General features: G+C 52.3%; 19 protein-coding genes. All 19 read left to right on the top strand.

Annotated elements, in window-relative coordinates:
* The first annotated feature begins 3 nt into the window (after window positions 1-3).
* The 19 genes from nuoG (at window position 4) to AC0L73_RS01405 (ending at window position 19,269) form a co-directional block, all read left to right on the top strand.
* Window positions 4-2,055, top strand: coding sequence for an NADH-quinone oxidoreductase subunit NuoG (nuoG, locus tag AC0L73_RS01495; RefSeq protein WP_473654706.1), 2,052 nt, complete (start codon window positions 4-6; stop codon window positions 2,053-2,055).
* Window positions 2,048-3,073, top strand: a complete 1,026-nt coding sequence (gene nuoH / locus AC0L73_RS01490; RefSeq protein WP_473654705.1) for an NADH-quinone oxidoreductase subunit NuoH — start codon at window positions 2,048-2,050, stop codon at window positions 3,071-3,073. The genes nuoG and nuoH overlap by 8 nt, the downstream gene beginning before the upstream one ends.
* Window positions 3,074-3,148: 75 nt before the next feature.
* Entirely contained in the window at window positions 3,149-3,637 is a 489-nt protein-coding gene (nuoI, locus tag AC0L73_RS01485; protein ID WP_227952206.1) for an NADH-quinone oxidoreductase subunit NuoI, read from the top strand.
* Window positions 3,638-3,701: 64 nt separating this feature from the next.
* Window positions 3,702-4,316, top strand: a complete 615-nt coding sequence (locus AC0L73_RS01480) for an NADH-quinone oxidoreductase subunit J (RefSeq protein ID WP_227952205.1) — start codon at window positions 3,702-3,704, stop codon at window positions 4,314-4,316.
* Window positions 4,317-4,324: 8 nt separating this feature from the next.
* The gene (gene nuoK / locus AC0L73_RS01475) at window positions 4,325-4,633 is read left to right on the top strand and encodes an NADH-quinone oxidoreductase subunit NuoK (protein ID WP_161315086.1); all 309 of its coding nucleotides are present in this window, start codon (window positions 4,325-4,327) and stop codon (window positions 4,631-4,633) included.
* A 12-nt stretch (window positions 4,634-4,645) separates the two neighbouring features.
* Window positions 4,646-6,580, top strand: coding sequence for an NADH-quinone oxidoreductase subunit L (gene nuoL, locus AC0L73_RS01470; protein WP_473655404.1), 1,935 nt, complete (start codon window positions 4,646-4,648; stop codon window positions 6,578-6,580).
* 3 nt (window positions 6,581-6,583) lie between these two features.
* Window positions 6,584-8,095 carry an NADH-quinone oxidoreductase subunit M gene (locus AC0L73_RS01465; protein ID WP_473654704.1) on the top strand — a complete coding sequence of 504 codons (1,512 nt, stop codon included), beginning with the start codon at window positions 6,584-6,586 and terminating at the stop codon, window positions 8,093-8,095.
* A 14-nt stretch (window positions 8,096-8,109) separates the two neighbouring features.
* Window positions 8,110-9,549 (top strand): NADH-quinone oxidoreductase subunit NuoN, encoded by a 1,440-nt coding sequence (gene nuoN, locus AC0L73_RS01460; RefSeq protein WP_473654703.1) that lies wholly within the window; start codon window positions 8,110-8,112, stop codon window positions 9,547-9,549.
* A complete protein-coding gene (locus AC0L73_RS01455) occupies window positions 9,546-10,328 on the top strand; it encodes a biotin--[acetyl-CoA-carboxylase] ligase (protein WP_227952201.1) in 783 nt (260 codons plus the stop codon). The genes nuoN and AC0L73_RS01455 overlap by 4 nt, the downstream gene beginning before the upstream one ends.
* 12 nt (window positions 10,329-10,340) lie before the next feature.
* Window positions 10,341-11,108, top strand: a complete 768-nt coding sequence (locus AC0L73_RS01450; protein WP_227952200.1) for a type III pantothenate kinase — start codon at window positions 10,341-10,343, stop codon at window positions 11,106-11,108.
* 8 nt (window positions 11,109-11,116) lie between these two features.
* Window positions 11,117-12,796, top strand: a complete 1,680-nt coding sequence (locus tag AC0L73_RS01445) for a ribonuclease J (protein WP_473654702.1) — start codon at window positions 11,117-11,119, stop codon at window positions 12,794-12,796.
* A 13-nt stretch (window positions 12,797-12,809) separates the two neighbouring features.
* Window positions 12,810-13,214, top strand: coding sequence for a methylmalonyl-CoA epimerase (mce, locus tag AC0L73_RS01440; protein WP_227952198.1), 405 nt, complete (start codon window positions 12,810-12,812; stop codon window positions 13,212-13,214).
* A 9-nt stretch (window positions 13,215-13,223) separates the two neighbouring features.
* Window positions 13,224-13,484, top strand: coding sequence for a DUF1467 family protein (locus tag AC0L73_RS01435; RefSeq protein ID WP_227952197.1), 261 nt, complete (start codon window positions 13,224-13,226; stop codon window positions 13,482-13,484).
* A 12-nt stretch (window positions 13,485-13,496) separates the two neighbouring features.
* Window positions 13,497-13,904 carry a hypothetical protein gene (locus AC0L73_RS01430; RefSeq protein ID WP_227952196.1) on the top strand — a complete coding sequence of 136 codons (408 nt, stop codon included), beginning with the start codon at window positions 13,497-13,499 and terminating at the stop codon, window positions 13,902-13,904.
* Between the two features lie 80 nt (window positions 13,905-13,984).
* Window positions 13,985-15,304, top strand: a complete 1,320-nt coding sequence (proS, locus tag AC0L73_RS01425; protein WP_473654701.1) for a proline--tRNA ligase — start codon at window positions 13,985-13,987, stop codon at window positions 15,302-15,304.
* Window positions 15,305-15,327: 23 nt separating this feature from the next.
* Window positions 15,328-16,548, top strand: a complete 1,221-nt coding sequence (locus AC0L73_RS01420; RefSeq protein ID WP_473655403.1) for a lipoprotein-releasing ABC transporter permease subunit — start codon at window positions 15,328-15,330, stop codon at window positions 16,546-16,548.
* Window positions 16,541-17,221, top strand: coding sequence for an ABC transporter ATP-binding protein (locus tag AC0L73_RS01415; protein WP_227952193.1), 681 nt, complete (start codon window positions 16,541-16,543; stop codon window positions 17,219-17,221). Before AC0L73_RS01420 ends, AC0L73_RS01415 begins: the two co-directional genes overlap by 8 nt.
* Before the next feature lie 136 nt (window positions 17,222-17,357).
* Entirely contained in the window at window positions 17,358-18,140 is a 783-nt protein-coding gene (locus AC0L73_RS01410; protein WP_473654700.1) for a hypothetical protein, read from the top strand.
* Window positions 18,141-18,165: 25 nt separating this feature from the next.
* A complete protein-coding gene (locus AC0L73_RS01405) occupies window positions 18,166-19,269 on the top strand; it encodes a mechanosensitive ion channel family protein (protein ID WP_473654699.1) in 1,104 nt (367 codons plus the stop codon).
* The last annotated feature ends 240 nt before the right edge of the window (window positions 19,270-19,509 follow it).

Genomic DNA, 19,509 nt, shown 5'->3' with positions numbered 1-19,509 from the left:
AGAATGCCGACACTTACAGTAGATGGTGTAGAAGTTACAGTCGATCCGGGAACCACGGTCCTTCAGGCCTGTGAGGAAGCGGGCGCGGAAATCCCGCGCTTTTGCTATCATGAGCGGTTGTCGATCGCCGGTAATTGCCGCATGTGCCTGGTGGAGATGGAAAAGGCTCCGAAGCTGATCGCCTCCTGCGCAATGCCCGCTGGCGATGGTATGGTCATTCACACCAATACCCAAAAGGTGAAAGAAGGCCGTGAGGGGGCCATGGAATTCCTGCTGATCAATCATCCGCTTGATTGCCCGATTTGCGATCAGGGCGGTGAGTGTGATTTGCAGGATCAATCGATGGCGTATGGCTCCGGCAACAGCCGCTATCATGAAATGAAGCGCGCCGTTACAGAAAAGAATATGGGGCCACTCATCAAGACGACGATGACTCGCTGTATTCACTGTACACGTTGCGTGCGATTCGCGACGGAGGTTGCGGGAGTTGAGGAACTTGGCGCTATTAACCGTGGTGAAAATATGGAGATCGCGACCTATCTTGAGCAAGCGCTCGATAGCGAACTCTCCGGTAATATCATTGACTTATGCCCGGTTGGGGCGCTGACATCGAAGCCCTATGCATTTACGGCACGCCCGTGGGAGCTTTCCAAAACCGAGAGTATCGACGTGCTCGACGCCGTCGGGGCGAATATCCGGGTTGATAGCCGCGGCAAGGAAGTCATGCGCTTTTTACCGCGCCTCAATGAGGACGTGAACGAAGAGTGGCTGTCGGATCGATCCCGCTTTTCTTACGATGGCCTGAAAGCTCAGCGACTGGATACCCCCTACGTTCGCAAAGACGGAACACTTCAGCCCGCAAGCTGGGGCGAGGCGTTCGATGCTATCGCCGCCAAGCTGGAGGGAGTCGAAGGGGCGAAGATTGGAGCGATTGCCGGGGATCTGGCCTGCGCCGAGAGCATGATCGCGCTGAAAGACCTGATGAATCTACTGGAATCGCCGAATATCGATTGCCGACAGGATGGCGCTGCGCTGTCGACGGAAAGCCGGAGCGGGTATCTCTTTAACACGACCATCGCCGGGATTGATGAGGCGGATGCGCTTCTGATCGTGGGTAGTAATCCACGTCATGAGGCGGCCTTGATCAATGCCCGCATTCGTAAGCGTTGGAAAGCGGGTAACTTCCCGGTTGCGCTGATCGGTGAGCAAGTCGATTTGACCTACAGCTATGATTATCTCGGTGCCGGCCCTGCGACCTTGAAGGAAGTGGCAGAAGGTAAGCATTCTTTCGCCGAAACCCTTAAAAAGGCCGAGCGTCCGATGATTATTGTCGGGCAGGGCGCGCTTAGCCGGAATGATGGCGCGGCGGTTCTGGCGTTGGCGAAGAAAATTGCCGATGATTACGGTTTTGCCTCTGATGATTGGAACGGCTTTAACGTTCTTCATACGGCGGCCGCACGGGTTGCTGGTCTTGATCTCGGCTTCGTGCCGGGTGAAGGCGGCAAGAGTGCGAAGGAAATGCTGGATGGGTCGCTTGATGTGCTGTTCCTGCTGGGGGCCGATGAAATCAATACATCAAAGCTTACAAATAGCTTCGTAATCTATCAGGGCAGCCACGGGGATGCCGGGGCAAGCGCCGCCGATGTCATCCTGCCGGGTGCGGCCTACACGGAAAAAGATGCCACTTGGGTCAATACGGAAGGCCGGGTTCAGCTAGGTCGGCGAGCCATCTTCCCGCCGGGTGACGCAAGGGAGGATTGGACGATCCTCCGGGCGCTTTCTGAAAAACTCGGGAAAACGCTTCCTTACAACACGATACGGGAACTTCGAGAGAAGATGATTGAGGTGACGCCTCACTTTGCCGATATAGATCAAGTGACTTCCGCTGACTGGGGGGCATTCGGCACGGACGGGGCAATAGACGATGCGCCTTTCGTCAACCCGATCACGGATTACTATCTGACGAACCCGATTTCCCGTTCGAGCCGGATTATGGCGGAATGCAGTGCGACTTTCTCTAAGGTAAAGGGTGAGGGGACCGGTACAAATGGCTGAGTTTTGGGATATTTATCTTCTCCCGGCCCTGATTATTGTCGGCCAGATCCTGCTGATTGTTGTGCCGCTCTTGGTTGCGGTGGCTTATCTGACGCTGTATGAGCGTAAAGTCATGGCGGTGATGCAGCTCCGTAAGGGGCCGAATGTGGTGGGTCCGTTTGGATTGCTGCAACCACTCGCGGATGGTGCGAAGCTTTTCTTCAAGGAAACAGTCGTTCCGACAGGCGCGAACAAAGTACTGTTCCTGCTTGCTCCTATGGTGACCTTTATTCTTAGTTTGATTGCATGGGCGGTCATTCCCTTTGACGAAGGATGGGTGCTTGCGGACATCAATGTGGGCGGACTTTACCTGTTTGCGATCTCCTCTCTCGGTGTTTACGGCATTATTGTTGCGGGCTGGGCGTCTAACTCCCGATATCCTTTCCTTGGTGCCCTCCGCTCCGCAGCGCAGATGGTGTCATATGAAGTGTCCATCGGGTTTGTGATTGTGACGGTGCTGCTCTGTGCGGGAACCCTTAACCTTTCAGGTATTGTAGAATCGCAAAAAGGCGACCTCGGCCTTTTGAACTGGTGGTTTATACCGCTTTTCCCGATGTTCATTATTTTCTTCATCTCGATCCTGGCGGAAACGAACCGGCATCCATTTGACCTTCCCGAAGCAGAGGCGGAGCTGGTTGCGGGGTATCAGACAGAATATTCGTCGATGGCGTTTGCGCTCTTCTTCCTTGGTGAATACGCCAACATGATCCTGATGAGCGGGATTTGTACGGTGCTGTTTCTGGGTGGCTGGTTGCCGCCGGCGGATTGGGCGATCTTCACCTGGATCCCGGGGATCATTTGGTTTGGCATCAAAATTGCGATTTTGCTGTTCGTCTTTATCTGGGTTCGGGCGACGCTACCTCGGTATCGTTATGATCAATTGATGCGACTTGGCTGGAAGGTGTTTTTGCCCTTCTCCTTGTTATGGGTAGTTTTGACGGCTGGTTTCCTTGTCTATTTCGACATGGTTCCGGCATAAGGCAAGTTTTAGTAACCGTCGGCGCCGGAATTCGGGCGACGGCAAGAAATGAGATAGTGAAAAGGCTGTTTTAAAATGAGCTTTATCGACAAACAGGCGCGTAGTCTGCTTCTGGCGGAGATTGTCACCGGTCTGGCGACAACGTTCCGCTATATGTTCAAGACGAAGGCGACCATCAACTATCCATATGAAAAAGGACCCTTGAGCCCGCGGTTTCGAGGTGAGCACGTCTTGCGGCGTTATCCCAACGGGGAAGAGCGGTGCATTGCGTGTAAATTGTGTGAGGCGGCATGTCCCGCACTTGCTATCACAATCGAGGCAGAGCCGCGTGACGATGGTAGCCGACGCACTACTCGCTACGATATTGACATGACGAAATGCATCTATTGCGGTTTCTGTCAGGAAGCCTGCCCGGTTGATGCCATTGTAGAAGGGCCGAATTTCGAATTTGCGACGGAAACCCGCGAAGAGCTTTTCTATGATAAGGAGAAGCTGCTTGCGAACGGCGACCGCTGGGAGCAGGAAATTGCCCAAAACCTTGTTGCGGAAGCGCCTTATAGATAATCGAAAGTAAGATTGTGACAGCCATGCGAAAGACGGATCTAAATATCACGGGAAGAGGGGCGCGATGATTATCTCGACAATTGCCTTCTATCTTTTTGCGGCGATGACTATTGCCTCGGCATTTATGGTGATCTCGGCGAAGAACCCGGTTCATTCCGTGCTTTATCTTATCCTCGCCTTCTTCAATTCGGCGGCTCTGTTCGTGCTTCTAGGAGCTGAATTTATCGCGATGATCCTTGTCGTGGTGTATGTGGGCGCTGTGGCGGTCCTTTTCCTATTCGTTGTCATGATGCTCGATATCAATTTCGCTGAATTGCGTCAGGGCTTTTTGCAGTATCTGCCAATCGGAGGCCTGATCGGCGTGATCCTGTTGATTGAATTGATACTGGTGGTTAGTGGCTGGGCGCTCTCACCGGAGGCAATACAGGTTGGATCGCAGGTGGCACCTGTTGTGTCGGACCTTACCAATACGGAGCAGCTGGGGCACGTTATTTACACGGACTATGCCTATTTGTTCCAGATTGCGGGCATGATCCTGCTGGTGGCGATGATCGGGGCGATCGTGTTGACCAACCGGTCCCGGCCGGGCGTTCGCAAACAAAATATTGCCCGGCAGGTATATCGCCGTCCTGAAGAGTCGATGGCGGTTCGTAAAGTCGAGCCTGGACAAGGCGTGTAGGGGGAAACATGGAAATCGGTCTTGCTCATTACCTGACGGTGTCCGCGATTTTGCTGACCCTGGGTATTTTCGGCATCTTCCTGAACCGGAAGAATGTCATCGTGATCCTGATGTCGATCGAGTTGATGTTGCTTGCTGTTAATATCAACCTTGTTGCTTTCTCTGCTTATCTGGGCAATCTGGTTGGGCAGGTGTTCGCGCTGTTTATTCTGACCGTTGCGGCCGGTGAAGCAGCGATCGGGCTTGCTATTCTCGTCGTTTACTTCCGAAATCGCGGCACTATCGCGGTTGAGGACATCCATCACATGAAGGGTTAAGACAAAATCATGATGTACGTCCTCATCGTTTTCCTGCCGTTGCTTGCGGCGCTGATTGCCGGGCTGTTCGGCCGCGCTATCGGGGATCGCGGTAGCCAGTTGATCACATCCACTGCCGTTATTATCAGCGCCATCCTGTCATGGGTTGCGCTTTACCAGATCGCGTTTCAGCAGACGACAGAAGTGATCGAGTTGATGACCTGGATCGATTCAGGTGATTTCGATGTCGACTGGATGCTCCGGATTGACAGTCTGACTGCCGTTATGTTGGTAGTGGTGAACACGGTTTCTGCTGTCGTGCATGTTTATTCCATCGGCTATATGTCGCATGATCCGCATAAGCCGCGTTTTATGGCCTATTTGTCGCTCTTTACCTTTGCGATGCTGATGCTGGTCACCTCCGATAACTTCGTACAGCTTTATTTCGGCTGGGAAGGGGTTGGCCTCGCAAGTTATCTGCTGATTGGCTTCTGGTACAAGAAACCTTCTGCTAATGCCGCTGCGATCAAGGCGTTTGTTGTCAACCGTGTTGGTGATTTCGGCTTTGCTCTTGGTATCATGGGCATTTATCTAGTCTTTGATTCCGTCAGCTTCGATGATGTCTTCTCCGCCGCACCGAGCCAGGTCGGACAGCATTTCGAGTTCCTTGGCTATCAGGTTGATATCCTGACAACGCTCTGCCTGCTGCTCTTCGTTGGCGCGATGGGTAAATCGGCCCAGCTCGGCCTGCATACCTGGCTGCCGGACGCCATGGAAGGCCCGACACCAGTATCTGCCCTTATCCATGCGGCGACGATGGTGACGGCCGGTGTCTTTATGGTGGCACGCTGCTCGCCACTATTCGAATATTCGCCTGACGCCTTGATGGTGGTGACAATCGTCGGCGCTTCGACCTGTTTCTTCGCGGCGACCATCGGATTGGTACAAAATGATATCAAGCGCGTGATCGCCTATTCAACCTGTTCTCAGCTCGGCTATATGTTCTTCGCGCTCGGGATTGGCGCCTATCCGGCGGCGATTTTCCATCTCTTCACACATGCCTTCTTCAAGGCGCTATTGTTCTTAAGCGCAGGCTCCGTTATTCATGCGGTTTCTGATGAGCAGGACATGCGCAATATGGGCGGCCTGTGGAAGCATATTAAAGTCACCTATGCAATGATGTGGATCGGGTCTCTTGCGCTTGCCGGTATTCCGCCTCTTGCGGGTTACTACTCAAAGGACCTGATTATCGAAAGCGCCTTTGCGGCCCATACCGGGGTTGGTGAGTATGCCTTCTGGGCTGGTGTTGCCGCCGCTCTCTTGACGGCCTTCTATTCAGGTCGCCTCATCTTCATGACGTTCCATGGCAAGCCGCGCGCCAGCAAGGAAGTGATGGCCCATGTTCATGAAAGCCCCAAGGTGATGCTTATTCCGCTGGGTGTCCTGGCGCTCGGCGCGATTTTCGCTGGCATGCTATTCGCCCCCTACATGACCGGGGAAGAACATTACAAGGAATTCTGGGGAGCCTCCATCCTGATGCTGGAGAACAGCACGGCAATGATTGATGCGCATCATGTGCCGCTCTGGGTCAAGTTGCTGCCGCTGGTTCTGGGTGTCTTCGGGATTGCCCTGACGTACCAGATGTATATACGCCGGACGGATATTCCTGTGCAGCTCGCCAAGACCCATTCAGCGCTTTATCAGTTCCTGCTCAACAAATGGTATTTTGATGAGCTTTACGATTTCGTCTTCGTCCGGCCTTCGAAAGCTATCGGCCGGTTCCTCTGGACCTTTGGCGATGGCAAGGTGATTGATGGGCTGGGTCCGAACGGAGTTGCCGGTCGGGTACTGGTGTTGGCGCGGCGCGCCTCCCAACTCCAGAGCGGCTATGTGTATCATTATGCATTTGCCATGCTTCTCGGCGTCGTTGCTTTTGTTTCTTACTTTTTCTTTGCGGGTGGACATTAAGTCATGCTTGATTGGCCAATCTTATCAACGGTGACATTTCTGCCCCTGATCGGGGTAGTGCTTATCCTGCTGACCAGCGGCAAGGAAGAGTCGGCGGCGCGTAATGCCCGTTGGGTTGCGCTTTGGACAACCCTGTTCACCTTCGTCATTTCGCTCTTTATCTGGATTAATTTCGATAATAATACTGCGGCGTTCCAGTTCGTGGAAAAGAGCAGCTGGCTGGGTAATAACATAAACTATCATATGGGTGTGGACGGTATTTCGATGCTGTTCATTATCCTGACAACCTTCCTGATGCCGCTTTGTATTTTGGCGAGTTGGGAGGCGATTACCGTTCGCGTGCGGGAATATATGATCGCGTTCCTGGTGATGGAATGCCTGATGATCGGTGTTTTCTGCGCACTTGATATGGTTCTGTTCTACCTCTTTTTTGAGGCCGGATTGATCCCGATGTTCCTGATTATCGGAATATGGGGCGGTGGACAGCGCGTTTATGCCAGCTTCAAGTTCTTCCTCTATACCCTGATCGGCTCTGTGTTGATGCTGGTGGCGATGATTACAATGTATTTCATTGCCGGCACGACGGATATCCCGACCTTGATCAACTTCAGTTTTGATCCGCATTTGCAGCTATGGCTGTGGCTCGCGTTCTTTGCCTCTTTCGCGGTGAAGGTGCCAATGTGGCCGGTGCATACTTGGTTGCCTGATGCTCATGTGCAGGCACCGACGGCGGGCTCGGTCATTCTGGCGGGCGTGCTTCTGAAGATGGGGGGGTATGGTTTCCTGCGGTTCTCCATCCCGATGTTCCCGGAAGGGTCGGAATATTTTGCGCCGCTTGTCTTCGCGCTCAGCGTTATCGCGATTATCTACACATCGCTTGTGGCTCTCGTGCAGAAGGATATGAAGAAGCTGATCGCTTATTCCTCCGTTGCACATATGGGCTTCATCACCATCGGTGTCTTCACCTTCACTCAGCAGGGGCTGGAGGGCGGCATTCTGCAGATGATCAGCCATGGTATCGTCTCTGGCGCGCTGTTCCTCTGTGTGGGCGTGGTATATGATCGGCTGCATACGCGTGAGATTTCTCGCTATGGCGGCCTTGTTAATCGGATGCCGCGCTATGCGTTGATTTTCCTGATCTTTACAATGGCGACAATCGGTCTGCCCGGTACCAGCGGGTTTGTGGGTGAATTCTTGATCCTGGTTGGTGCCTATCAGGTCAGCACAACGGTGGCCTTCTTTGCGACTATCGGCGTTATTCTTGGCGCGGCCTATAGCCTCTGGCTCTATCGCAGGGTGGTCTTCGGTGAATTGGTGAAGGATGACCTTAAAAATATTATGGATGTTGGTCGGCGGGAGATCCTGATTTTCGCCCCGCTTATTCTGGTGGCTTTCTGGATTGGTATTTATCCAGAGCCATTCTTGGACGTTATGCATGCTTCTGTCATCAATCTGATGGATCAGCATGAGACGGCCATGCAGGCCAGCAAAACAATACTCAACGCGGCTAAGTAGGTAGGTTTAAAGAAATGGTTTTGCCTGATTTTTCAATCGCACTTCCGGAAATATTCCTCGCCTGTGCCGCCATGGCGCTCTTGATGATCGGCGCGTTTCGGGGAAACAAGTCGACAAGCCTGATTTCTTGGCTGTCGGTACTGTCTTTCATTGTGGCCGGGCTGTTAGTCCAGTTTGACGGATACAGCACCATTACCACATTCGGCGGACTTTATCGCGATGATGCCTATGGGGTCTTTATGAAGACGCTGTGCCTTGGCGCCTCTGCCTTGGCCATCATCATGTCGATTGATTTTAATAAACGGGAGAAGCTGGTTCGCTTTGAGTTCCCGATTCTGATCGTGATTGCCACGCTTGGTATGATGGTCATGGTTTCGGCAAATGACCTGATGACCATGTATATGGGTATCGAATTGATGAGCCTGTCACTCTATGTGACCGCGGCCTTCAAGCGCGACAGCGTCCGCTCGACCGAGGCGGGCCTTAAGTATTTCGTTCTTGGTGCCCTTTCCTCGGGCATGCTGCTCTATGGTGTTTCCCTGATCTACGGCTTTACGGGCACGACAAACTTCGATGTTCTCGCCAACCTCTTCACCAGCGGAGAAGAAGAGGCGGGCATCGGCCTTCTGATTGGTATGGTCTTCATGATTGCGGGCCTTGCCTTTAAGGTGTCCGCTGTGCCGTTCCATATGTGGGCGCCTGATGTTTATGAAGGGGTGCCGACGCCGGTGACGGCCTTTTTCGCGGCCGCGCCGAAAGTGGCGGCAATCGCCCTGTTCCTGCGCGTATTCGTTACTCCCTTTGGCGAACTGGTCGAACAATGGCAACAGATTATTGTATTCGTTTCCATCGCATCGATGATTCTGGGAGCCTTTGCTGCGATCAACCAGAAGAATATCAAACGGCTGATGGCCTATTCCTCCATCGGGCACATTGGCTATGCACTTGTTGGCCTTGCCGCAGGAACTGAAGAAGGGGTGCGGGGCGTCCTGATCTATATGTCGATCTATGTGGTGATGAATATCGGGACTTTTGCCTGTATCCTTTCAATGCGTCATCGAGATGGTATGGTTGAGGATATCTCGGAGCTTGCTGGCCTCAGCAAGACGCAGCCCTGGATGGCGTTCTTCTTCCTCATTTTTATGTTCAGCTTGGCAGGAATTCCGCCGCTTGCAGGTTTCTTCGGGAAATTCTACATTTTCATCGCGGCGGTCAATGCCGGGCTTATTCCGCTTGCCGTGATCGGCTTGGTTACCTCTGTTGTCGGTGCTTATTATTATCTTCGGATTGTGAAGATCATGTACTTCGACGATCCGACGGAAGGATTTGAGCCGGCTAGCCGTACACAGTCGATCATCATGGCGGCGTCGGGGCTGTTTATTGCCTTCTTCGTCATCTTTCCGGGACCGCTGCTTGATGGCGCCCAGGCTGCGGCGGCTGTGCTATTCCCGTGACCCAGACTTCCGATGGCAGGATTGATCTCCCGCCGTTTTATACGCTTACGGTCCTTGAAACGACGGGTAGCACGAATATCGAGGCTCTCAAGCTTGCAGATGCTGGAGATGCCGAAGGAGCTATCGTCTGGGCGAAAAGGCAGGAGCGGGGCGTTGGTCGACGTGGTCGGCAATGGTCAAGCCCCGAAGGCAATCTGTATTGTTCGTTGGTAATACGCCCTGAATGTGATCCGTCTTCTGCCGCGCGCCTTTCCTTTTTGACGGCACTTGCCATCCGCCGGGCCGTCTCTGAATTTGTGAATCCCGATGTTGATGTCCGGCTTAAATGGCCAAACGATGTCCTTATTAACGGGCATAAGTCGGCGGGCATTCTTCTTGAGAGTAAAACGAAACCCGATGGGCAGATGAGCTATGTCATTGTCGGGACGGGGGTTAATATCGCAACCTATCCGGAACATACGGATGGGCTACCTGCGATCTCCCTTAAAAAGGTTGGGGCGGATGTGTCTGTTCCTGAGGTCCTATCGGCATATGCGAAGGCCTTCTACGATCTTTATATGATCTGGAAACGCGAAGGATTTGCTCCAATCCGGAAGGAATGGCTGGCTAATGCAACAGGGCTCGGTGGCCGAATAACTGTAAAACTTTCCAAGGAGACGCTGGAAGGTGTGTTCACGGATTTGGATGAAAACGGCGCGCTGATCCTTTCGATGGATAATGGTGAAAGAAAACTGATCACAGCGGGAGAAGTGTTTATAGTTCCCTCAGCCCGTACTTAATAGGAGGCCTTGATGTTACTGGCGATTGATGTCGGAAATACGAACATAACCTGCGCGGCCTATAAAGAGCGGGAATTGGTCAATGAATGGCGGATATCAACATCTGCCTCTCGCACTGCCGAGGAATATGGCGTCTGGCTCAGTCAGGCAATGGCCATTGACGGACTACATCTGAAAGATGTGAAACATGCAATCGTTGCGACGGTTGTCCCGGAAACATTATTCAATATCAAGGGCTTTTGCAGGCGCTATTTTGGGGTGACCCCGCTCGTAATTGGGGAGCCGAATGTCGATCTTGGCATGACGCCGTTGATCGATCGTCCGTCGGAGGCCGGGGCGGATCGTCTCGTCAATGCTGTGGGTGCCCACTCCCTCTATGGCGGCCCGCTTGTTGTGATCGACTTTGGCACAGCAACAAACTTCGATGTTGTCGATGAGACAGGAAATTATATCGGCGGTGTTATTGCGCCCGGTGTTAATCTCAGCCTTGATGCGCTTTACCGGGCGGCAGCTAAACTCCCCCGTATCGCTGTGGAAGCGCCTGGTCGCGTGATTGGCAAGAATACGATTGAATGTATGCAGGCAGGCATTTACTGCGGATATATCGCGATGGTGGAGGGGCTCGTCAGCCGTATCCGCGCAGAATATGGTTCGGACATGAAAACGGTGGCAACCGGTGGTCTCGCGCCGCTCTTCTCGAAGGGTACGGATAAGATTGAGATCGTTAATGGCGATCTCACGCTTGCCGGATTGGTTGAAATTTTTTATCGAAATAGCTGAAAGTCTTTATGACCAAACTTGATACGACGCTTAAGGAAGGCCTTTATTTTCTCCCGCTCGGCGGTAGCGGAGAGATCGGCATGAACCTCAATCTTTATTGCTGTAACGGTAAATGGTTGATGATTGATTGCGGGATTTCCTTCGCCGATGATCGCGCGCCGGGCGTTGATGTCATTGTGCCCGATCCAGGCTGGATCGCAGATCGCCGTGATGATCTTTTGGCGATTATTGTCACCCATGCGCATGAGGACCATGTCGGCGCCGTTGCACGTCTCTGGCCGCAGTTTCGCTGCCCTGTGTATACCAGCCCCTTTACGGCCGAGATACTTGCACTCAAACTAGCGGAGGAGGGACTCGGGGACGAGGTGGAAGTGAATGTAATTGCGCCGGGCAGTTCCATGGCCATTGGCGACTATCATATCGATTTTGTCGACCTGACCCATTCTATCCCGGAGATGCAGGCCCTGATGATTACGACGCCCTATGGCCGGGTGTTGCATAGTGGCGACTGGAAACTCGATCCCGATCCCGTCGTTGGCCCCGCGAGTAATCTTGCCAAGATGCAGAAAGTCTCCGAAGCGGGCGTCCTCGCCATGATTTGTGATTCCACAAATGTTTTTAAAGAAGGCGTCTCCGGCTCCGAACTTGCAGTTCAGGAAAGTCTTGACGCGCTGCTGCGAGATATTCCAACGGGCCGCATTGCCGTCACAACCTTTGCCTCCAATATCGCCCGCCTCAAGACCATCGCTTATGTAGCGGAGCGTCACGACCGACATGTCGTCCTTGTTGGCAGATCATTACACCGTATGACGGGGGCCGCCAAAAAGGCGGGTTACCTTAACGACTTGCCGCCGTTTCTTGATGAGAAAAATGCAGGACATATTCCGCGCGATAAAATCCTGCTGCTCTGTACGGGAAGTCAGGGGGAGCCCCGCGGTGCCATGGCCCGCATTGCACGTGGGGAGCATGCCCATATCGAACTTTCCGAAGGTGATACTGTCATTTTTTCCTCTAAGGTTATACCGGGAAATGAAAAATCGCTTTACGGACTACATAACCAATTAACGGAATCCGGTGTTAATGTGATCACCGAAGCCGATGAATTTGTTCATGTTTCCGGTCATCCCGCGCGGGAAGAGCTGACCGATATGTACAGGATTGTGAAGCCAAAAATTGCGATTCCGGTGCATGGGGAGGCGCGTCATATCCGCGCGCATTGCGAGTTGGCGTTGTCCCTTGGTGTTGAACAGGCTATTGAAATTACAAATGGCAATGTCCTGAAGTTAGCCCCGGGTAATGCCGAGATTATAGATAATGTCCCTTCAGGTCGGCTTGCAGTCGATGCGGGCGGTTTGACGCCGCTTGACGGGGAATTCCTGACAACCCGTCGGCGCCTTGTTTATAATGGCAGTGTAAGCGGGGTTGTCATCGTCAATGAAAAGGGCCAGATAACGGAAGATCCGATCATTCGCCTGCGAGGTGTGTTGGATGAAAATTTGTTTCCCGATTTGCAGAAAGAGTTACGTGAACAGATAAAAATCAACCATAGTAAGCTGAAAAATCAGGATAAAATGGATGATGATCGGGTCGAGGAAACAGCGCATAACGCGGTGCGGCGGGTTTTTCGCCGGTTGGCCGGTCGGCGGCCGATAACTGATATTTACGTAATCAGATTTGAAGAAGAGTAAGGATTTAAGAAAGATGATTGGACGTTTAAACCATGTTGCCATTGCCGTGCCGGACCTTGACGCGGCGGCAACGATTTACCGTGACACACTTGGTGCGAAGGTAAGCCCGCCTCAGGACGAGCCGGAAAATGGCGTGACCGTGGTTTTTGTCGAACTCGAAAACACGAAAATTGAATTGCTGCATCCACTAGGGGAAAACTCTCCGATTGAGGGGTTTTTGAAGAAGAACGCTTCCGGTGGCATTCATCATGTATGCTATGAAGTTGAGGATATTATCGAGGCGCGGGACCGTCTGAGAGCCAAGGGCGCACGTGTCCTGGGCGATGGGGAACCCAAGATCGGAGCCCATAAAAAGCCGGTGCTTTTCCTGCACCCGAAGGATTTCAGCGGAACGCTGGTCGAGTTGGAACAGGTATAGGGCGCGCAAATGTCTTTTGTTGGCGGCATTGTTATTTTCTGCATTACCTGGATGGTGGTTTTGTTCACCGTGCTGCCCTTCGGTGTAAGGCCGCAAGGGGAGGAAGACGAAGAGATTGAGCCGGGAACAGTTGAAAGCGCACCGATCAACCCCAGAATCTGGACGAAGTTCGCCATGACCACTGTCATAACGACCCTGATATTCATCATTATCTGGACGATATTTGAATTGGAACTGTTTGATCTACGTGCATTTTTTCAGAATATATAAAGGAATGAACTCATGATCCGATCTTTCCTTGTCCTGTTATTTCTGATCGGATTTGTAGGCTCTGCTATGGCGGAAGATGTCCGGATGGAAGTGTCCCGCAAGGATTGCGAGCGGATCGTGAAATATACGCCTGATCCTGATGTCGCCTATAAACCGGGTGTCGATGTCCATGGAAAACCAGTTGCGCCCGCCGATTTGAACGGCAGCCAGATACAGATCCCGGATCGCATTTTTATTGATTTGTCCTTGCCGTTTAAAGACTTACTTAGAAACTATAATCCAAAGCTTGCAAATGCCGATGTATATGTAGGAACGGTGGAATATGATATCGCATCGGGCCGGCTTCTCTACAATGGTCAGGAACTTACAGATCCAGCGCAGAATGCCATCGCCAAAGAATGCCGCAAGCGGTATCAATAGGGCGAAGTCCTTGCAATCTTTGTGAATCCCGTTAAAAGTCAGAAATCTAATCAACTCCGTGTAATTGAGCCGAGGCCCCCATGCGTTTGTCCCGTTTTTTTCTCCCGACCCTGAAGGAAGACCCGAAGGAGGCGCAGATTGTCTCTCACCGGCTCATGCTGCGGGCAGGAATGATCCAGCAATCCTCAGCCGGGATATATAGCTGGTTGCCGATGGGCTTTCGGGTGCTGAAAAATATCGAACGGATTGTGCGCGAAGAGCAGGACCGGGCCGGCGCACTCGAAATTCTGATGCCGACCATTCAGCCAGCTGACCTCTGGCGGGAGTCCGGTCGCTATGATGACTATGGCAAGGAAATGCTGCGGATCACCGATCGGCATGAGCGCGATATGCTCTATGGTCCGACGAATGAGGAGCAGGTGACGGATATTTTCCGCAACCATGTAAAAAGCTACAAGAACTTGCCACTTAATCTTTATCATATCCAGTGGAAGTTCCGTGACGAGGTGCGGCCGCGTTTCGGGATTATGCGCGGGCGTGAATTCCTGATGAAGGATGCCTACTCCTTTGATTTGGATTATGAAGGCGCTAAAACGGCTTATAACAATATGTTCGTGGCTTACCTTAAAACATTTGCGCGGCTTGGGCTGAATGCTATTCCGTTGCGTGCAGAAACCGGACCCATCGGCGGCGACCTGTCCCATGAATTTATTGTCCTCGCGGATACCGGCGAGAGTGAGGTGTTCTACCATAAAGACCTTCTCGCGCAGAAAACGCCAGACCGCGATAATTACACGGCGGAGGAGTTGCAGGAAATTGTTGATCAGTGGACCAGTTTTTACGCCGCGGCCGACGATATGCATGATCCGGAGAAATGCGATGTAAGCAGTGATGATCTTGTCACCCGTCGCGGGATTGAGGTTGGGCATATCTTCCATTTCGGTGATAAATATTCGAACGCCATGGGCGCAACGGTTGCCGGGGCGGAAGGCAAGGATGTCACGGTCTCCATGGGGTCATATGGTATCGGGGTTTCCCGTCTCGTCGGTGGCATCATCGAGGCGAGCCATGATGATGACGGCATCATCTGGCCGGAGAGTGTTGCGCCGTTCAAGGTTGGCTTGATCAACCTCAAGGGTGGTGATGCCGCCTGCGATGCGGCGTGTGATGATTTCTATGGTAAACTGCAAAATGCTGGCGTTGATGTCCTTTATGATGATACGGCAGGCAGGGCTGGTGAGAAATTCGCCAAGATGGATCTGATCGGGCTTCCCTGGCAGGCAACGATCGGCCCGCGCGGGGTCAAGGCCGGAGTTGTTGAGGTGAAAAACCGCCGTACGGGGGAAAAGCAGGAACTTTCCGTTGAAGACGCGCTAAAATTGTTGGCAGGCAAGAACTAGTGTTTTCCCGGTTTGAATGGACGATGGCGCTTCGATATTTGCGCGCCCGGCGGCAGGAGGGGTTTATCTCCGTCATCGCCACCTTCTCTTTTCTAGGAATAGGTCTTGGTGTTGCGACCCTGATTATCGTCATGTCTGTGATGAATGGTTTTCGCGCAGAACTGCTCGATCGCATTCTTGGGCTTAATGGTCATTATGAAGTGCGTGCGCCTGCGCCGGATACGCTTGTCGATTACGACGGTGTTGTTGCCCGTCTCGCGGATATCCCTGATGTCGTGCGCGTAACCCCGATAGTCGAAGGGCAGGTTATGGCGTCCGGCAAAGAGGCAAGTGGTGCCCTTGTACGCGGCATTTCGCCAAATCAGCTGGCATCCCTTGATGTGCTCTCCTCCAATATTATCGATGGCTCGCTTGAGAGCTTTGGCGAGAATAATTCTGTTATTCTTGGGTATCGGCTCGCGCGCACTTTGGGTGTTGCAGCGGGTGATAAGGTAAAGCTCATTTCCGCTAATGGTACCCCGACGGCCTTTGGGACAATGCCTCGTGTCAAGACCTATGATGTCGCCGCGCTCTTCGATACGGGCATGTATGAGTATGACAGCGGCTATATCTATATGTCGCTGAAAGCCGCACAGAGCTATTTCAGATTGGGCGAGGGGGTGACGGCGCTTGAAGTGTTCGCAGTTGACCCCGATAAGGCGCTTGAAATCCGCCGCGAAATTATTCAGGCCGTAAATATCCGCGCCTTTATCTATGACTGGCAGCAGTCCCGGGCGAGCTTTTTCAATGCGCTTGAAGTTGAACGGAACGTCATGTTTATGATCCTGACCCTGATTATCCTTGTCGCCGCGTTCAACATTATTTCCAGCCTGATTATGCTGGTGAAGGACAAGGGGCGGGATGTAGCGATCCTTCGCACTATGGGGGCGACACGCGGCATGATCATGCGCGTCTTTTTTATTGCGGGGGCCAGCATTGGCGTTGTGGGAACGCTGTTTGGCTTTTTGCTTGGCCTCGGGTTTTGCATGAATATCGATAAGATCAAGGAATTGATTGAGGGGATCACCGGCGCCGAGCTTTTCTCCGCCGAGATATATTTCCTTTCCCATTTACCGGCGAAAGTCGACCCGATGGAAGTGACAACTGTTGTGATTATGGCTCTCGTCATTTCATTGCTTGCGACGATTTACCCTTCCTGGCGCGCGGCTCGGCTCGATCCTGTAGAGGCGTTGCGCTATGAGTGAGCCTGTCCTCAAACTCGAGAATATTGGTCGAACTTTTGCGCAAGGGCAGGAGAAGCTGCTCGTTCTCGAAAAAGTAGCGCTTGAATTGCACCCCGGCGAAATTGTCGCGCTGCTCGGCCCGTCGGGCTCGGGTAAATCGACCCTTCTGCAGATTGCCGGATTGTTGGAGCCTCCGACAAGTGGATCGGTCATTATCGATGGCGTCGATTGCAGCAAGGCAAGGGATAATAAACGCACAGAAGTCCGCCGCGACAAGATTGGGTTTGTCTACCAATTCCATCATTTGCTACCCGAGTTCTCGGCGCTTGAAAATGTGATGATGCCGAACCTGATTTCCGGTGTCCCCAAGAAACAAGCAAAAGAACATGCAACGGAACTCCTGACCCGGATGGGGCTGGCGGAGCGGCTCGGCCATCGTCCGGCGAAGCTTTCCGGTGGGGAACAGCAGCGCGTTGCCATTGCCCGGGCGCTCGCAAATGATCCGCTCATTCTGCTGGCCGACGAGCCAACGGGAAACCTTGATGAGCAGACGGCGGAGATGGTGTTTCAATATTTCCTCGATGTGACCCGTGATCGCGGCGTTGCAGCTCTGGTCGCGACTCATAATACTGATCTCGCACGCCGTATGGACCGCATTGTCCGTGTCCATGATCACAGCTTGGTTATTGAATAACCTTCATTTTTTGCGACTTGTGCCTGTTCTCAAGGTAGGGGGCAATTTTCTTCGTTGAAAGGCTTTAGTTAACATAATTTAAAGCAGTTTTCGTCAATATCTCATTAACTCTAAATGACATTGGGTATGGGATAGTATGTCGAACCAATTTTCGATCGAAAACGTCACCGGATTTTTACGGCAACTAACTCTTGCCGTGGGGGCAGTGCTTTGTGCCCTGTTTATAGGGATGGTGCCGCCCGCCACAGCGCAGCAAACGGAAGTTAGTGAGACGATCAACCCCTCTATCGTGCCGGATGTTCATCCGGATCCGTCCCGGTCCCAGAAAAAATATCTGCTGGAAAACCCGATATCGCCGCCTGATACTTCTAGTCCGCGTGCAACGATTGAGAGCTTTCTCTTCCTCTTGGGCGAGGCGCGCAATATCTGGCTTGATGTTCGTGACGATTACGCGAAAGGTGATACTGTATTTTTAAGCCCGGCCGATGATCGGCGCCTTGGTATGGTTCAGGCGATCCTTGAAAAAGCGTCGCAGACGTTTGACTTAAGCGCAGTGCCGGCCAGTGCGCGTGAACATGTGAGCATTGAAACCGTTCTCCAGCTCCTTGAAATATTTGACAGGATTGACCTTCCTGAACTGGTCGATATTCCAGGCTATGAAGTAGGTATCTTTCCTGCTGCCGCCGATCTTAAAACGCTGCCTTCAAGCTGGTCGGTTCCTGGAACAAATATTGTCATTGCGCGGGTGCAGCCGGGGGCAGAGCAGGGAGCCTTTCTCTTTTCCAAGGAAACTGTTGAACGTATTCCGGAAGATTATGAAACAATAAAAACTTTCCCGCTGAAACATGATCGGACGGAAGATCTTTATAACTACTACATCTATACGCCGGGCGGATTCTGTCGCCCCGAAATGGTATGACTTCCTGATTGCAGGGCCAGACTGGTTGCAGAAGGAATTTTATAATCAGACGGTTTGGCAGTGGGCGATGCTGGCTATTTTGACGCTCCTGTTTGCGGGTCTGCCCGCAGTCCTTCTCCGAAGGTCCAGACGGAGTGAGGAGGAAGAGGTAACCGCGCACCACCAAATCCGGCAGATGATTTCCTTTAGCGCCATTATATTCCTCGCCTTGTTGTATCGTTACCTTTGTAATGGGCAGATCAATATTACCGGCGGATTGATGCAGGGAATCAGCACGGTAACGACGGCCATTGTCTGGTCCTGCGTTGCGTTGCTGACGTATCAGCTGTTGAATTTTCTCTATTCTTCAGCCATCAGAAACCCGGCGGTGCCAACGGGCAGTATCGACGCGAGCCTGTTGCGGACTGGTTTCCGTGTATTTTCCTGTACGGTGGCACTCATCATCATGGGCTATGGCGCTACGCAGATCGGTATTCCTGTCTATGGCGTTATTGCCGGACTTGGTGTGGGTGGTTTGGCGATCGCGCTTGCCGCCCAGCCAACCATTGAAAACTTGATTGGTGGCATTATTCTTTATGCGGACCGGATGGTGCGGGTTGGTGAGTTTTGTCAGTTTGACAACCTGTCTGGCACGGTTGAATCCATTGGTATTCGCTCCACCCGGATACGAGCGCTTGATCGGACGGTCATTACCATATCGAATGCGGATCTCGCCAAGCGCAAGATTACAAATTTCAGTCGCCGGGATCAGTTTCATCTCCGCCATCGCATCGGATTGAGGTATGAAACGACGCAAGCGCAACTGACCATAATCATTGATGATATCCATAAATATCTTGAAGATCACATCCAGGTAAAAGCCGATCCCCTCCGGGTCCGGTTTGTCGAGCTGGGCGATTATTCACTTAACATTGAAATTTACGCCTATGTGGATGTCGGCAGTATGCCGGAATTCCTCCGTGTTCAGGAAGAAGTCCTGATGAAAATCGTCGGGATAGTTCGGGCGCGCGGTGCCGATTTCGCCTTCCCGTCGACAACAACCTATCTTGCCTCCGACAGTACGCCGGAGGCGGGAAGTTCGCTGATTGCGTGGCCGCAGAAGGATGATGCGAAAGCTTTGTCTAAGTAAGTGTGTTTTCCTTCTTTCTGTTTATTTCCCCATTTATTTTTTAATTAAATCAACTAACTAGGGAGATTAAATCTTTTGATGAAAAGCAGGTTGACATAAGAACAAATCGAGAACATTATGACCGTCAACAGATAGAAGGAGTAGCAATCATGGATATCGACCGGATCATAAAGAGTGGATTTGAATGTGCGGCTTTTGCGGGGGCATTAGGCATGATGGTGTTTTGGGCGGATATCGTGA

The organism is Sneathiella sp. D3-11, from assembly GCF_055809395.1.
This window is presented reverse-complemented; position numbering and strand designations above follow the sequence as displayed.

Coding starts and splice junctions, on each gene's coding strand:
- nuoG (WP_473654706.1), top strand. CDS start 4: ATGCCGACACTTACAGTAGATGGTGTAGAAGTTACAGTCGATCCGGGA.
- nuoH (WP_473654705.1), top strand. CDS start 2,048: ATGGCTGAGTTTTGGGATATTTATCTTCTCCCGGCCCTGATTATTGTC.
- nuoI (WP_227952206.1), top strand. CDS start 3,149: ATGAGCTTTATCGACAAACAGGCGCGTAGTCTGCTTCTGGCGGAGATT.
- AC0L73_RS01480 (WP_227952205.1), top strand. CDS start 3,702: ATGATTATCTCGACAATTGCCTTCTATCTTTTTGCGGCGATGACTATT.
- nuoK (WP_161315086.1), top strand. CDS start 4,325: ATGGAAATCGGTCTTGCTCATTACCTGACGGTGTCCGCGATTTTGCTG.
- nuoL (WP_473655404.1), top strand. CDS start 4,646: ATGTACGTCCTCATCGTTTTCCTGCCGTTGCTTGCGGCGCTGATTGCC.
- AC0L73_RS01465 (WP_473654704.1), top strand. CDS start 6,584: ATGCTTGATTGGCCAATCTTATCAACGGTGACATTTCTGCCCCTGATC.
- nuoN (WP_473654703.1), top strand. CDS start 8,110: ATGGTTTTGCCTGATTTTTCAATCGCACTTCCGGAAATATTCCTCGCC.
- AC0L73_RS01450 (WP_227952200.1), top strand. CDS start 10,341: ATGTTACTGGCGATTGATGTCGGAAATACGAACATAACCTGCGCGGCC.
- AC0L73_RS01445 (WP_473654702.1), top strand. CDS start 11,117: ATGACCAAACTTGATACGACGCTTAAGGAAGGCCTTTATTTTCTCCCG.
- mce (WP_227952198.1), top strand. CDS start 12,810: ATGATTGGACGTTTAAACCATGTTGCCATTGCCGTGCCGGACCTTGAC.
- AC0L73_RS01435 (WP_227952197.1), top strand. CDS start 13,224: ATGTCTTTTGTTGGCGGCATTGTTATTTTCTGCATTACCTGGATGGTG.
- AC0L73_RS01430 (WP_227952196.1), top strand. CDS start 13,497: ATGATCCGATCTTTCCTTGTCCTGTTATTTCTGATCGGATTTGTAGGC.
- proS (WP_473654701.1), top strand. CDS start 13,985: ATGCGTTTGTCCCGTTTTTTTCTCCCGACCCTGAAGGAAGACCCGAAG.
- AC0L73_RS01420 (WP_473655403.1), top strand. CDS start 15,328: ATGGCGCTTCGATATTTGCGCGCCCGGCGGCAGGAGGGGTTTATCTCC.
- AC0L73_RS01415 (WP_227952193.1), top strand. CDS start 16,541: ATGAGTGAGCCTGTCCTCAAACTCGAGAATATTGGTCGAACTTTTGCG.
- AC0L73_RS01410 (WP_473654700.1), top strand. CDS start 17,358: ATGTCGAACCAATTTTCGATCGAAAACGTCACCGGATTTTTACGGCAA.